General features: G+C 54.4%; 10 protein-coding genes. 2 read left to right on the top strand and 8 right to left on the bottom strand.

The window, feature by feature from the left end:
- Positions 1 to 61: 61 nt before the first annotated feature.
- The 5 genes from U5A52_RS22605 to U5A52_RS22585 form a co-directional block, all read right to left on the bottom strand.
- Positions 62 to 1,177 (bottom strand): ABC transporter ATP-binding protein, encoded by a 1,116-nt coding sequence (locus tag U5A52_RS22605; protein WP_321936292.1) that lies wholly within the window; start codon positions 1,175 to 1,177, stop codon positions 62 to 64.
- Positions 1,178 to 1,277: 100 nt separating this feature from the next.
- Entirely contained in the window at positions 1,278 to 2,420 is a 1,143-nt protein-coding gene (locus U5A52_RS22600; RefSeq protein WP_321936291.1) for a spermidine/putrescine ABC transporter substrate-binding protein, read from the bottom strand.
- Positions 2,402 to 3,247, bottom strand: a complete 846-nt coding sequence (locus U5A52_RS22595) for an ABC transporter permease (RefSeq protein ID WP_321936290.1) — start codon at positions 3,245 to 3,247, stop codon at positions 2,402 to 2,404. The genes U5A52_RS22600 and U5A52_RS22595 overlap by 19 nt, the downstream gene beginning before the upstream one ends.
- A 10-nt stretch (positions 3,248 to 3,257) precedes the next feature.
- On the bottom strand, positions 3,258 to 4,118 hold the full coding sequence (locus U5A52_RS22590) for an ABC transporter permease (protein WP_321936289.1): 861 nt from the start codon (positions 4,116 to 4,118) through the stop codon (positions 3,258 to 3,260).
- Positions 4,119 to 4,240: 122 nt separating this feature from the next.
- Complete coding sequence (locus U5A52_RS22585) at positions 4,241 to 5,635, bottom strand: aminotransferase (protein ID WP_321936288.1); 1,395 nt, start codon at positions 5,633 to 5,635, stop codon at positions 4,241 to 4,243.
- 393 nt (positions 5,636 to 6,028) lie between these two features.
- Here U5A52_RS22585 and U5A52_RS22580 point away from each other — a divergent pair, with 393 nt between their 5' ends.
- Positions 6,029 to 6,472 carry a transposase gene (locus U5A52_RS22580; RefSeq protein WP_321936287.1) on the top strand — a complete coding sequence of 148 codons (444 nt, stop codon included), beginning with the start codon at positions 6,029 to 6,031 and terminating at the stop codon, positions 6,470 to 6,472.
- Between the two features lie 16 nt (positions 6,473 to 6,488).
- The gene (tnpB, locus tag U5A52_RS22575; RefSeq protein ID WP_415774036.1) at positions 6,489 to 6,710 is read left to right on the top strand and encodes an IS66 family insertion sequence element accessory protein TnpB; all 222 of its coding nucleotides are present in this window, start codon (positions 6,489 to 6,491) and stop codon (positions 6,708 to 6,710) included.
- Between the two features lie 492 nt (positions 6,711 to 7,202).
- On the opposite strand, the gene U5A52_RS22570 is transcribed toward tnpB, so the two are convergent.
- The 3 genes from U5A52_RS22570 to U5A52_RS22560 all read right to left on the bottom strand — a co-directional run bounded on the left by U5A52_RS22570 (position 7,203) and on the right by U5A52_RS22560 (position 12,178).
- Entirely contained in the window at positions 7,203 to 8,909 is a 1,707-nt protein-coding gene (locus U5A52_RS22570; RefSeq protein ID WP_321936286.1) for a hydantoinase B/oxoprolinase family protein, read from the bottom strand.
- Between the two features lie 32 nt (positions 8,910 to 8,941).
- Complete coding sequence (locus U5A52_RS22565) at positions 8,942 to 11,017, bottom strand: hydantoinase/oxoprolinase family protein (RefSeq protein ID WP_321936285.1); 2,076 nt, start codon at positions 11,015 to 11,017, stop codon at positions 8,942 to 8,944.
- 378 nt (positions 11,018 to 11,395) lie between these two features.
- Positions 11,396 to 12,178, bottom strand: a complete 783-nt coding sequence (locus U5A52_RS22560; protein WP_321936284.1) for an IclR family transcriptional regulator — start codon at positions 12,176 to 12,178, stop codon at positions 11,396 to 11,398.
- Positions 12,179 to 13,546 lie beyond the last annotated feature (1,368 nt).

Here is a 13,546-nt window from a genome sequence, read left to right as displayed (position 1 = left end):
TAACGTAAGTTACGTCTCTAACTTACAAGATCACCGCGCACAGCACCATCGCCCATCGGTATCAGTTCGGCAGTACACGAACATCAGCAGTCCTGCAATACACAGATACCGACCTCCCATGGGCCAGCGAATTGAACTTTCCGCGGCTGGAATTGGGAACCCGGACGAGAAGCGTTTGACCACTCGAAAGTTCCACCACGTATCGCCTGTCAGTCCCGATATAAATGGTGTCCTTCGTGCGCCCGTTAAATGCAAGAACGACGCCGCCGGCATCCTGAATCGGATCGAAGCTCAGCACCTCTGGCCTAATTGCCAGGGTTACGTCGCCGGAATCAACATCGGGCCAGTGAAATGCGCCCGCTATTGACGTAATCGTTGAGCCGCCTCCCGATTTCCGTGCTGCCTTCGCAGGAACGAAATTCATCTCCCCTATGAACGAGGCGCCAACTTTTGTTGTCGGGAATTCGTATATGTCGCTCGGCGTGCCAACCTGTAGAACCGTTCCCTGATGCATGACCGCGATGCGGTCTGACATCGTCAGCGCCTCTTCCTGGTCGTGGGTGACAAATATGAACGTCATCCCGAGCTCGCGCTGCAACTGCTTCAGCTCTATCTGCATCTCCTTGCGCAGCTTAAGATCAAGGGCGCCCAACGGTTCATCCAATAACAGCACGGAAGGCTCATTGACGAGGGCGCGGGCCAACGCAATACGCTGCTGCTGCCCACCAGACAATTCGGACGGACGGGACCGTGCGTACTTTTGCATCCGGACGAGCTCCAACGCACGGCCAATCCGACGTGTACGTTCTGCCTTGGCTACCCGACGCATTGTCAGGCCAAAACCGACGTTGTCGGTTACGCTCATATGCGGAAACAATGCGTAGCTCTGGAATACCGTGTTAACCGGTCGAACGTGTGCGGGCAGATCCCGGGCCGGACTTCCGGCGATCATCAGCTCCCCACGGGTCGCGAACTCAAATCCGCCAATCATCCGTAAAGTGGTCGTCTTGCCACAGCCGCTTGGCCCAAGTAAGGTAAAAAACTCTCCCCTATTGATTTGTAGATTGATCCCGCGAACGACAAATTCATCACTCTTCGCTGGGTTCAATCGACTCTGATAGCTCTTCCAGACATCGATTAATTCAACAACGATTTTTTCATTAAGCTTTGCGGTCATCGGTTACCTCGTAATACAAATCAGGTGTACTAAGGAATGGCTCTACCCATAGAGCCGTTCCTTTCATCCTTTATGGATGCCTTGCGCGCGGAATCAACTGCTATTGGGCTGCCTGAACCTTCGTCCACCCGTCGCGATACAGGTTCGTCGCCTCGCCAACATCATGGACAAAATCGGTATTCCTCACCTTTGACGCCGGGGGAAAGATTGCGCTATTGCTGGCGATCGACGCAGGCAAAAGTGCCTGCGACTTCTCTACTGTGCTTGCCGTTTTCGTGAGTTCGGTGATTCTGGCAGCTACGTCCGGCCTCAACACGAAATTCAGGAATTGATAGGCGAGCGTCTTGTTCGGCGCTCCTACCGGAATGGCAAAGTCATCAACCCACCGCGTACCGCCCTCATCGGGAAGTATGAACTTAACCTTGGGGTTCTCCTCCACAACCCGCTCCACATCGTTGCTGTATGCTTGAGCGATGCACGCCTCTCCGGAAGAAAGCAGGTCGGCATAGTTAGTGCTGTTATATCCCCCCAGGATCGGCTTCTGGGCGATCAACGATGTCGTTGCCTTTGCAACTTCCGCCGGGTTTGTGGAATTTACATGAAAGCCGTTGAGCTGAAGTGCAACAGCGTAAGCACCGCGCATATTGTTCAGCATGTAAGAACGCCCCTGGTAGCGTTTGTCCCATAGCGCTTTCCAGCTGGTTACAGGGCTTTTCACGCAATCCGTGTTATATGCAACTCCAGTCGTCCCCCAAACATAGGGAACACCATACTGACTACCGTCGTTGTACTCAGCCATGATAAAATCACCTCCGATATTACCGATATTTGGAAGCTTCGTACGATCAAGAGGCTGGACAAGATGATTCTTGACAAGAATCTGGATTGCGTAATTAGATGGCTCAATAAGATCATAACCACCAGCACCAGCCTGAAGCTTTGCAATAACGGTCTCGTTGCTATCGAATGTGTCGATGATGACCTTCGCCTTTGCTTCCTTTTCAAAGTCCGATACAACTTGCTGCGGAATTTCACCGTCCCAGGCGTACACATGAAGTTCATTATTTCCCGCAGCCTGCGCGGAAGAGACCAACGCAACCGCAGAAAGCGCGGCGGCAAATTTCGCAGCTCCAGACATATCATTTCTCTCCAAAAAAGTCGTGCGTAGTTTTACAAAAAAATGACCAATACTCCCATCTTTCCCAACTGGGGAATCGGATATAGCTATTTCTGACGAGACCATGCCACCCGCCTTCTCAGCCCGAGATATGCAACCGCCACATTAGCCACAATCATCAGAGTTCCTATTGCGTCGATTTCCGGTGTAAGTCCTGTCTTTAGCTCGCTGTAGATGAAGAGAGGAAGTGTCGTTCCGCCAACACCAGACACGAAGGTCGACATGACGAAGTCGTCAAACGAAACCGTCGCAGTCATGAGAAATGACGTTCCAATTGCGGGTGCAAGCAGCGGCAAAGTGATTCGGCAAAAGATTTGCCACCCGTTCGCCCCCAAATCCGCAGCGGCTTCATCCAGACGACTATCCAAGGCTGATGCGGCAGACCGCACGATCATGATCGAAAACGGAAGAGCAACGAGCACGTGCCCGAAAATAGTCGTTCTGAATCCGAGTTCAACCCGCGCAAACACACACATGACGAGCATTCCTACGCCAAGGACAATCTCCGGCAATACCATGGGGGCCATGAGAATCGTGGCCAGGAAACCCTTTCCCGGGAAATCCCTCTTGACGAACGCCACGGCGGTTACCGTCCCGACCGCGGTGGCCAGCAGTGCTGAACTGAAAGCGATTATCGTGCTATTGAGAAAAGCGTCCTGCAGTCGCGAGTCCGAGAGGATTTTTACATACCACCGCCAACTAAACGACTTCCAGAAGACGGTCGAACTTCCGGAGTTGAACGAGTAGAAGATGATGATAAGCAGGGGCGCGAGAAGAAATACATAAACCGCAATCGTTATCAGAAGCGGCAAGTCCATTCTGAAGGTTAGCCACCTGCGCACCACAATATCCTTCTCTACGTTTTGCATATGCGCGAATTCATAGTTTTGCATCAATGCACTCCTAAGCCAGATTTCTTTCAACACGCCCCAACACTTTCATGTACAGGGTCACCACGATCGACGCGACAAAAAGAAATACGACCGATACCGCGGACCCAAAGGGAATGTTTCTGAAATCGAGAAAGAGCTGCACAATCAGATTTCCTATAATGAGTTGCTTTCCGCCTCCCAGGAGTGTTGGAACAGCGAATGCGCCCATTGACGGAACAAATACAAACAGGGCGGCAGCCATGACTCCGGGCAAAGATAACGGAAGGGTAATCCGGGTGAAGGTGTTGATGGGCCCAGCTCCCAGATCGTTGGCCGCTTCGTGGAGTCGTCTATCCATCGGCTGCAACGCCGCATAAATAGGAAATACCGCTGCCGGTAGAAACGCGTACAGCATTCCCACCTGCACCGCCCAAAAAGTGCCAAGTATCTGCACAGGCTCATCAAACAACCCGAACATCATCGCGAGCGAATTGATTTGACCTGCCCGACCGAACAGTACAATCCATGCAGATATTCTGATCAGAAAGTTCGTCCAAAATGGTATTAGGATCAGTAACAGCAGGGCTGGCGCGGCCTTTCCAGATCTGAACGCTATGAAATAAGCGACGGGATAAGCGAGCACCAGCGAAAGAATGGTGGTCCCGAAAGCCAATTCCAGTGAGTGCCAGACAATCGGACGATAAATGCTTTGCAGCAGGTTTTGATAATTCTCAACGGTAAACCCAGACGCAACATTCCCGTACGAGTCAACATGAGAAAAACTGTAGCCAACTACAATAATCATCGGAACGAATAGGAGTGCGCACATTATCAGCATCGATGGCGACAACATGAGCATCGTCATCGCCCGATTGCGATTCACTTTCTTCATGAACAGACTCAATTAAATGGGTACGCGAACTCTCGACCTGCCGTACTGGTGGTCGCTTCTGTCTGAGTGGACCGGAGAGACCGGGCCTACTGGAGTCACGGTCTTCCGGGATGTCGTCATATTCAGTCCAGTTTCACACCAGCCTTGACGGCGTCACTCAATGTGTCATCGAGCGTCTTTCCGATACGCTCCAAGAGCTCATCGAGTTCAGATTCCGTGATGATGAGGGGAGGACAGACAACCAGCGCATTGTTGTTCGCACGAGTAAGCACGCCGTTCCGACGCGCGTTCTCTCGCAGGGTCGCCGCAACGCCTTCCTCCAGCGTAAAGTTTTCCCGGCTTTCCTTGTTTCGTACGAACTCAAGACCCGCGACGAGACCTACCTGGCGGACTTCACCGATCAAGCGATGCTCGCCGAGGCGCTTCAGGCCATCTGCGAAGCGTTCTGCTACCTTGCGTACGTGCCCGACGATGTCGCGCTCTTCATAGATCTTCTGCGCTTCGAGCGCTACGGCTGCGGCAACGGGATGGCCGCCATAGGTAAAACCGTGCGCAAACGTGCCCAGTCTTTGACTTTGCACGCGAAGCCCTTCAAAGACCCGTTCATTGACCATGATGGCAGAGATGGGCATGTACGCAGCAGACAGCTGTTTCGCCAAAGTAATGATGTCCGGTTTGAGGCCGTATGTCTGTGTGCCGAACATGTTGCCGGTTCTACCAAAACCAGTGATCACCTCATCAGCAACAAAAAGAATGTCGTATTTGTTGAGGATCGCCTGCACTTTCTCGAAATAACCTGCTGGGGGCAGAATAACGCCGCCGGAAACCTGAACAGGCTCAGCAAAAAACGCAGCGATGGTGTCGGGACCTTCACGGAGAATCAGCTCCTCAAGGTTTGCGACGCACCGCCCGACGAATTCTTCCTCAGTCTCCCCCGGTTTTCCATAGCGATAGAAACCCGGGCAATCTGTATGTAGAATCGATTGAATGGGGAGGTCGAATTCAGTGTGCAAATATGGCAAACCAGTCAAACTGGCGGATGCAACCGTCACACCGTGATATGCACGCTCGCGGGAAATGATCTTTTTCTTTTTAGGCTTACCCATCGCATTCTGGTAATACCAGATCATTTTAATAGCTGTGTCGTTCGCCTCTGAGCCAGAACTCGCAAAGAAGACCTTCGACATGGGCACAGGGGAAATTGAAACCAGTTTCTCCGAAAGCTCGATGCTTGGGATGTTGGCAGTATGCGCGAACGAATGGTAGAACGGCAATGCCTTCATCTGTCGCGTCGCGGCCTCAATGAGGCTGGACTCACTATATCCAAGAGATGCACAAAAGAGTCCAGCCATCCCGTCGATAAACCGGTTGCCCTCCGCGTCCTTTACATAAATACCTTCACCGCCGGTGATGATATGGGCGCCGCTCCGCAAATGGAGATCCAGATTGCTATAAGGATGAAGCGCTGAGTGGATGTCCTTTGCGTGGGCGCTGGACATGGAATCAGAAAAACTCATCTTTTAACCCTCTAACAAAAAACGGTTTTTGCACATCGTCTCTTTGTGTTCATATATATGAACACGAGACATATAGTTGAACACAACGGTAGCATCGCCATTTTTACTGGTCAACGAGTAAAACACCCTATGCCATTGCGCCCGCGGGCGGCAGCGGGTTTGCTAGCGCCGCGGGCAACGCGGACAGACGCTACACAGAAGATAAAAGAGTGATCACGTGCAGACCGCCGCTATCCTTGCCGGCCGCATCAGCCCACGCACGATCCTCGTCGGTCCCGTGGCCTTGTTTTGGCTGGGTAAGCACCTGATTTGTACCGTTCCCCGCCTGTCGTAGAAGATGCAATCATCACTGCGACGAACTCTAGTGACTGACTCTGTCCACAAACAGCGAGAATGGACACAGTGACTCAGACAGCCGAGTTACCCGCGAGACGCCAGAGCCGACGGCATCCATTGGAATGGAAACGATCAGTCGTCGAGCAGACCTTTGAACCCGGTGCGTCGGTCGCAAGGGTCGCCCGCGACAACGACATCATCGCCAATCAGGTGTGGGCCTGGCGCGAACTGTACGCTCAGGGTCTGCTGGTCGAAGATGCGCAGGCGGAGATCATGTTGCCTGTAGTTGTCGATGTACAGTCCGATCGACGAACCCGCCATGCACCGGAGGCGACGGACGCGCCGGCATCTTCGGCGGCTGCAAACGGCAGCATCCAGCTTCAGCATGGCAATACTTCGGTCCGGATAGAAGATAGGAGGCGTGCCCGATGCGACGATATTGCGCCTGGTCCTCGAGCGGATTCTCCGATGATCGGGCCGCCTGCAAACACACGGATCTAGATCGCTGCCGGTGTCAATGACTTGCGTTCTGGCTTCAATTCGCTTGCGGCGAACGTACAGACGGTGTCCTTATGGCGGCCTATATTTATTTGCGAAGCGCCTTGAGACGGAGCGTCTTGCATGGCCTCGCGCCGACGCCGGCGTCGTGGCGCTGACCACCGCTCAACTCTCGCTCCTGCTCGAAGCGTTTGACTGGCGACAACCGGTCGAAGCGGCACGCCCGCGCAGTGCTTTGTAAACGTCTGTTACCACATGATCCGCGTGAAGTTGATGTTCGTAAATCTATGAGCCTTCCTGCAAGTATGTCGGAAGTAGGCCTACCCCGATTGCTCCTGCGGACATCAGCGTGACCGTCCAGAGAAGAGCGGGCTTTCTGCCCGACGATCACCCAATCGACCAAAAAGTATCCGCCAAGCGGCTTGACGACGGACCCAATGCAATAGACGGCGAAGGTCTGCATCAACGACCCGACCCGGTCTGTACTCGGGAAACATTGTTTGGCGATTGTCGAAGCAGATAGCGCATAGATCGCCAGACCGAATATTTCCAGAACATTGCCGCACCGGTTGTTCAGCAACTTAATTAAGGCACGATACGCGAGAGCACCGTCGGATAAGATTTCCTGACACCAGTCGGATAAGCAGCCCGTCTCTTTAAATGCTGAAGACAGGCCACCAGGAAGCTAGCAACCAATACGGTGCGTCGCAAATCAGAGCCCTAATCCAGCAGGCTACTCACCCGCAATGCCGTAAACGCTCCTTGCATGTTCCAGCGTAATGAAACCCGCTTTGATATCTGCCACTACTGCAGAGCGATCTCGCTTTGAGGGGTCTCCGTATCCTCCGCCACCCGGCGTGTAGTGGGTCACCGTGTCCCCGATATTCAGCAGCTCAATGTCTCCGATGGCAAACTCCAAAACTTTTTCCCCCTCTCGACCTTCATTGATAACCCACTTCCCACCATCTCCGGGCAGACCTCCAGCGACACCCTGAGGAAGAGATTTCGACTTTTGAGATGTGTGTTGCAGCTCTGGCGTATCGCCTTTTATAGCGTAGGAAAGGACCTGTCCGACACCTCCCCTGAACTGTCCGGCGCCGCCCGAATCGGTTCGGAATTCTCGTCGCAGATACAAAACCGGAGATTCCATTTCGATTGCTTCCATCGGGGGGATATGACAGTTCGTCACGTGACAGGCCATGACGTTGATGCCATCCTCCCGGTTCGTAGCGCCGATACCACCAGGGACCACCTCGCCGAAGATGGAGCGGCGTCCTGTATCCGGATGTGTTGCAGTCGTGAAGTTGTAGAGGCAGCCACAAGAGTCGCCCATCACCCGCTCGGGCACCGCTTGGGCAAGCGCCCCCATGATCAGGTCTACAATCGAATGACACACAATCATGCGCTGATAGCATGCGGCCGGCGACCTCGCGTTGACGAGCGTCCCCTCGGGAGCAATAACCTTGAACGGGCGTTTGCATCCTTCGCTTGAGTGAATGGACGGGTCGGTCACGCATCGCATCACGTAGTAAATCGCGGCAAGCGTTGTTGCGAGCGGACTGTTGACCGGCCCTCTTACCTGGGGATCGGTTCCGGTGAAGTCGAACGTAATATCACTGCCGCTCTTTGTCAGCTTCACCCGGAGCCAATACGGACCGCCTTCTGCACCATCATCGAGAATAGGCTCCGAGTGTGTCCACGATCCGTCGGGAATCTCTGCGATTTCTTCCCGCGTTCGACGCTCCGAGGCATTTATCAGTTCGTCGAAACACGTCAGCATTACGTCTGTTCCATACTTCACGAACAGTTTCGAGATGTCCTGCGACGCGACTTCGACGCTCGAGATTTGCGAGATCATGTCATTTTCCATGATCCCTGGCGCACGCGTGTTCAGCAAGATCACGTCCATGATCTTCTTGTCAAGTTCGCCTTCTTCAACGATCTTCAAAGGAGGCATACGCAGACCTTCCTGATAGATCTCCGTATTCCAGCCACGCGTACCCATGTTCGTGCCACCAATGTCATACTGGTGAACCATCAGACCAGAGAAAGCAACCAGCTTTCCCTCATGAAAAATCGGGTGGTAAGCCAGATAATCGTTGGTGTGGGTTGCAGCGAGCGACCCATTTCCCGCGTACGGATCATTGGTGATCACCACGTCGCCTGGCGCCCACTCTTGTGGCGGAAAATAGTGTTCGAGAATGGTCTTGAGACAAATCCCTACCGTGTTTAACTGAATCGGTGGTCCAGCTTCCTCAGCGAGCAGTTCACCATTTACGGTCAGGATCGAGGCTGAACAGTCTTCCATCTCCTTCACGATGAAAGAATTTGCGGATCTGATCATGCGCCGCGTGATGCGTCGCGCGACAGCCTTCAGTCCACTTCGGACGATTTCAAGCGTGATCGGATCCACGATATTTTTGCTCACGTATTTGTTCATTTTGAACTCCAGAAGCCCTCTTTCGCCTGATTTCAGTCGCGCGAAAGCATCAGGTTTGCGCGCGAGTCGACAGTACCCGCCCAGCCTGGCGGCACGAACAAGGTGCTGCCCGAATACTCAACAATTGCCGGCCCGGTAAATGTCTCGGTTGCCATCATCTGCTCATGCCGATAGACATCGACGTCCTGGACCTTGTCGGGCGAGATCAACACAGCTCTTTTGTCAACCGGTCTGGCAATGGCTGCCGGTTTTGTTGCGGCGGGCAGCACTGGCCACTCCGCAGGCGTGATAATGCTGATCGCGCTCACTCTAACGTTGACGATCTGAATTGGCCGGTTGCCAAGCTTGTAGCCATAAACCTTGAGATGTTCGGCCTCAAAGCCTGCTTTGAGGGCCTCGATCCTGTTCGCGCCCGTTCCTTTGCCGAGTGGCAGACTCAGTTCATAGTTCTGCCCTTGATACCGCAAATCGATAAACGGTTCGAACCGTTGAGCGCCTGCTTCGATTCCATCTGCTGCAAGCGATCGTGCGCCCTCTTCAATGAGACGAGCGATGGTGATCGTGAGGGATTCTTCGACCGATCCACTCAGTTCTGTGAAGAACGTTTGCGCATGGTCGTGTCGCGTATTCGCACAGAGAAGCCCCATCGCAGACAGATTTCCAGGTGCAGGCGGAATGACGACCTGATTGATCGCAAGTTCTTCGGCCAGCCTGACCGCGTGCAATGCACCAGCGCCGCCGAACGCAACTAGCTTGAAATCTCGTGGATCCAACCCACGCTCGACCGAAATCAGACGAATTGCGTCCGCCATGTGCGCTTCAGCGATTGCGATAATTCCCAGGGCCGCCTGTTCAACGCTCAAGCCCAGTGGCTTTGCGACAGATTCGATGGCTGTGCGCGCTGCCTCAATGTTCAGCTTTCTCGCACCCTTGAGAAAATATCCTCCATTCAGGCGTCCCGCCACGAGGTTGGCATCAGTGACGGTGGGTTGTACCCCTCCTTTTCCGTAACATGCCGGCCCCGGGACTGACCCGGCACTCTGAGGTCCAACCCGCAAGGAAGTCTTCCCTTCGATCCAGGCGATCGAGCCGCCCCCCGCGCCGATAGTGACCATATCAAGAGTGGGGGTGAGCAACGGATATGGGCCCACGGAAGTTCGATGTGAAAGAGTTGGTCGGCCATTTGCGATGAGCGATACGTCGGCACTTGTCCCTCCCATGTCGAGTGTGATGATATTTGGCGAGCCGATTTGCGAGGCGAGTGCGGTGGCCCCGACTATCCCTCCCATTACGCCCGAGTGCGTAACTTCAACTGGCGCCGAGGAGGCATTGTCGAAGCGACAGATTCCGCCATTCCCCTGCATGATCGACGGACGCACGCGCAGTCCGATCTCGCACAGCGCCGATTCAAGAGATTTCAGGTGAATAGATATCGGTGACTTGATCGACGCATTGACGCTGGTAGTACTTGTGCGCTCGTACTCCCGGAATTCACGCACCACGTCCGACGACAATGAAACATCCAGTTCTGGAAAGTCCCTCGCGGCGATTGCGGCGATACGCTGCTCGTGCTCTGGATTAACATACGAATGAAGCAAACAGACAGCAAGACTTTCGACACCGTGAGACACGAGTGCAGATAAAGCTTCGAACACGCTCTTTTCATCGAGCGGCTTAAGCACATCACCCCGATGATCAATCCGCTCAATCACGCCCTTACGAAGGTGACGCGGAACAAGCGGCGGACTTGGTCTCCAGTGAATGTCGTACACATCGGGTTTTCGCGACGCGCGGCCAATTTCAAGCACATCCTTGAAGCCTTCGGTTGTGATGAGTCCAACTTGCGCCTGCTTTCCCTCGATGAAAAGATTGGTAACGAAGGTACTCGCATAGACAAACCGATCGACATCCGAGACAGCCACATTGGCCATTTCGACAAGCTTCCTTACACCTTCAACGATGCCGACGCTGAGATCGTCTGTGGTGCTTGGAACCTTAAGAGTGAAAAGCTTTCCCCGCCCGGCCAGAACCAGATCTGTATGAGTACCACCGGTATCGACACCGATTGAGATTTCGGGCGAGGAAAGATCGTTGATGCTTGATTCCATAAAAAACCTTGATGCGTTAGTAATCCTAAGTTATCTAAAAAATCGACGTTCGTCATCCGATCGTTCAGAACCGGCCGGAACAATATATAACGACGGGCCAATTCTTTACAGGACGCTATCTACACTCACCCCGCGAACGCCCGCACCGCCGATGCCACGCGTGCTAAATGGCTAACCCGGTCGACCGCGGCCCTCCGGGTCAACTTATGCGTGAATCTGGCAGGGATTCCCGTCAAGTCACATACTTTTCGGCTGTCTACGCCACCGTTTCCGGACGAGCACTTCCGGACGGCCACTGCATCACTAGCGCAGTAGCCGTTGTAGATGCAAAACTGTAAGGCCAATGACTCACGCTCCACGATGACGACTTCGGGCTCGCTAGCCAGCTTTTCGGGTTTTGTCATTGGTGTAGGCAAGTGCCTGGGTTATCTGCTTTCCTGCGGCGACGGCGGCCTCGATGTTTGCCTGCTCACTTTTCAGAAATCGCTCACGCGGAGCCATTATGGAGAGCCCGGCCACCACCCGCCCATTGGCAAAGATCGGGACACCAACGCCCGAGGCACCGATCACACTGCTGTCGGTCAATCTTGCATACCCCTGTGAAGAGACCTCTTTCAGAGCCCGTCGGATTGTCCGCTCATCGGTCATCGTCGCGACAGTGAGCGCTTTTAACTCATGCATAGCAAAGTATTCGTCAAGCTCCGCCTCGCTCAAGCCGGCAAGTAGCACCATCCCGGCTGTTGTGGAATAGGCCGGGCGCTCGATCGATGAGTCAACGTCGTAACGGATCGCATTGTTAGGGAGAGATTTCTCAACAAACTGTATATTCATCGCCTCGGTCAGGACACCGAGAAAGCAGGACTCGTCCGTTTGCAGACTCAGTGCCTTCATAACGGGGCGACTGCTGCGGACGACCGATGACGTCATGCCACCAACCCAACCGACGTCCCTGTAGGCGGCCACAAGCTCGACACCTGCAGGACCTACCGTGACATACCCACGCGCCTCAAGAGTAGCGACAAGCCCTGACGTGCTACTCTTCGGCATGAGCATTCTCCGGGCGATTTCGCTCACCCCAATCGGCTGACTTTGCCTGACGAGCAACTCAAGAAGATCAAGCACTCGCCCCGCTGACTTCACACTGTTCATATATGTGATCATTGATCAAATCGATGAACATAGCGTAGCATCGACATTTTTTACGGTCAACGCGTAAATGCCCTATAGCAGAGGGTTTTCAGTTGGCGATCGCAACCATGTGCGTAGAGCAACGCTTTCCTCGCCACATCGCTGCGCGACTCGGATCATGGAAAGATTTGGTCTATCTGGTCGGGGGTTCGCGCCGCTGTATCTCATCGCCGTGCGACCTCCGGGATTTTCCCGGCGCAGATCGCGCCCGCTGAACATGGATGTCGAGATTGACCTGCAGATCCCTTCCAACACCAAGGCACATCACACACCATAGGGCACTCCTACGCTATGGTGTTCCACAATCGCCCGTTCGCATTTTCGCCCTCGGCGTCTGCGGGGTCGTCGAGAAGATCTAATAACGGGAGACGCCACTCATTCTTCAGCCGAGCAGCGGCAGTTTAAGAAACTGCTCGCACCGGTGGGTCAGATTTACATCGGCGCTAACACTTAGTAAACGACTCGTGGTGCCGTGCCCCAGGAACTGCTGCTTAAGCGCTTCGAAGGTAATCTTCTGATAGGGGACCTTGCAGCCTGCGACCTCTAAGAGAGTCTGTACGATCTCCGGGAACCGCGCGGCGGCTGCAACCAAATCCCGCGTCGACGTCCACGGCGCCTTGCGATCCGGGCCGGTCGCGCCGGCGAGCAGGCCCCTTCTACTTCATCGCACCGACCTGGCGCGAGAAGTTCTTCATGAGGTACGGCATTGCAAGTCCAGGGGACGCGGCGGTGCTCGGGATCGGCCTCTCGCTGGACACCTTCGGCACGTGTCAGACACTGGCGCAGGGATGCCTACCGGGCCTCGCCACCCACTGGCTGGGAGAAAACGCGGGTCTGTTCTGACTGGCATCGCCGGAGCCTGTATCGCGCTGGTGGTGATGCTCTTCGCCAAGTCACACCGCGTGGGTGTTTGCGATCATGCCAGTCGTCGCGCTCGCCAGCTTGGGCACGCCTGCCTTGCAATTGCCCACTACCTGCCTCGTCGACGCAAGTAGGCAAGGCCAGTTCCAAGGGATGCTGGCCTCGGTCATGAACTCGGCGCCCACCGTCGGACCGCCGGAGCTTTCGAGCGTGAAAAGCGCGGTCAATCAGATTTTGCAAGCCAACGCTGCCAGATATGAAGCACATCCATCCGTCCGGCCCGTTGACTCATTTTGCCCCAGGCCTTGGACGCCAAGCGACGCGGGTACGCCATCAATCAAGGTTTCTTCTTTTTCGGCGAGGGAGGGGTCGGCCTACCGCGGGCGGAAACCGGCATCTACAAAGTCAACATGGCGTTTTCATTCAACGCGCCCCTCGAGATGATGAACGATGCCTGGACCGAGTCACAAGTCTCCCAGC

This window comes from Paraburkholderia sp. J8-2, from assembly GCF_905220195.1.
GTDB lineage: Bacteria > Pseudomonadota > Gammaproteobacteria > Burkholderiales > Burkholderiaceae > Paraburkholderia.
Note: the sequence above shows the minus strand (reverse complement) of the source record. Positions and strands in the feature narration are given on the sequence as shown.

Excerpts from the sequence above, each read along its gene's own strand:
- U5A52_RS22605 (WP_321936292.1), bottom strand. The coding sequence starts at position 1,177 with ATGACCGCAAAGCTTAATGAAAAAATCGTTGTTGAATTAATCGATGTC.
- U5A52_RS22600 (WP_321936291.1), bottom strand. The coding sequence starts at position 2,420 with ATGGTCTCGTCAGAAATAGCTATATCCGATTCCCCAGTTGGGAAAGAT.
- U5A52_RS22595 (WP_321936290.1), bottom strand. The coding sequence starts at position 3,247 with ATGCAAAACTATGAATTCGCGCATATGCAAAACGTAGAGAAGGATATT.
- U5A52_RS22590 (WP_321936289.1), bottom strand. The coding sequence starts at position 4,118 with ATGAAGAAAGTGAATCGCAATCGGGCGATGACGATGCTCATGTTGTCG.
- U5A52_RS22585 (WP_321936288.1), bottom strand. The coding sequence starts at position 5,635 with ATGAGTTTTTCTGATTCCATGTCCAGCGCCCACGCAAAGGACATCCAC.
- U5A52_RS22580 (WP_321936287.1), top strand. The coding sequence starts at position 6,029 with ATGGACACAGTGACTCAGACAGCCGAGTTACCCGCGAGACGCCAGAGC.
- tnpB (WP_415774036.1), top strand. The coding sequence starts at position 6,489 with ATGACTTGCGTTCTGGCTTCAATTCGCTTGCGGCGAACGTACAGACGG.
- U5A52_RS22570 (WP_321936286.1), bottom strand. The coding sequence starts at position 8,909 with ATGAACAAATACGTGAGCAAAAATATCGTGGATCCGATCACGCTTGAA.
- U5A52_RS22565 (WP_321936285.1), bottom strand. The coding sequence starts at position 11,017 with ATGGAATCAAGCATCAACGATCTTTCCTCGCCCGAAATCTCAATCGGT.
- U5A52_RS22560 (WP_321936284.1), bottom strand. The coding sequence starts at position 12,178 with ATGATCACATATATGAACAGTGTGAAGTCAGCGGGGCGAGTGCTTGAT.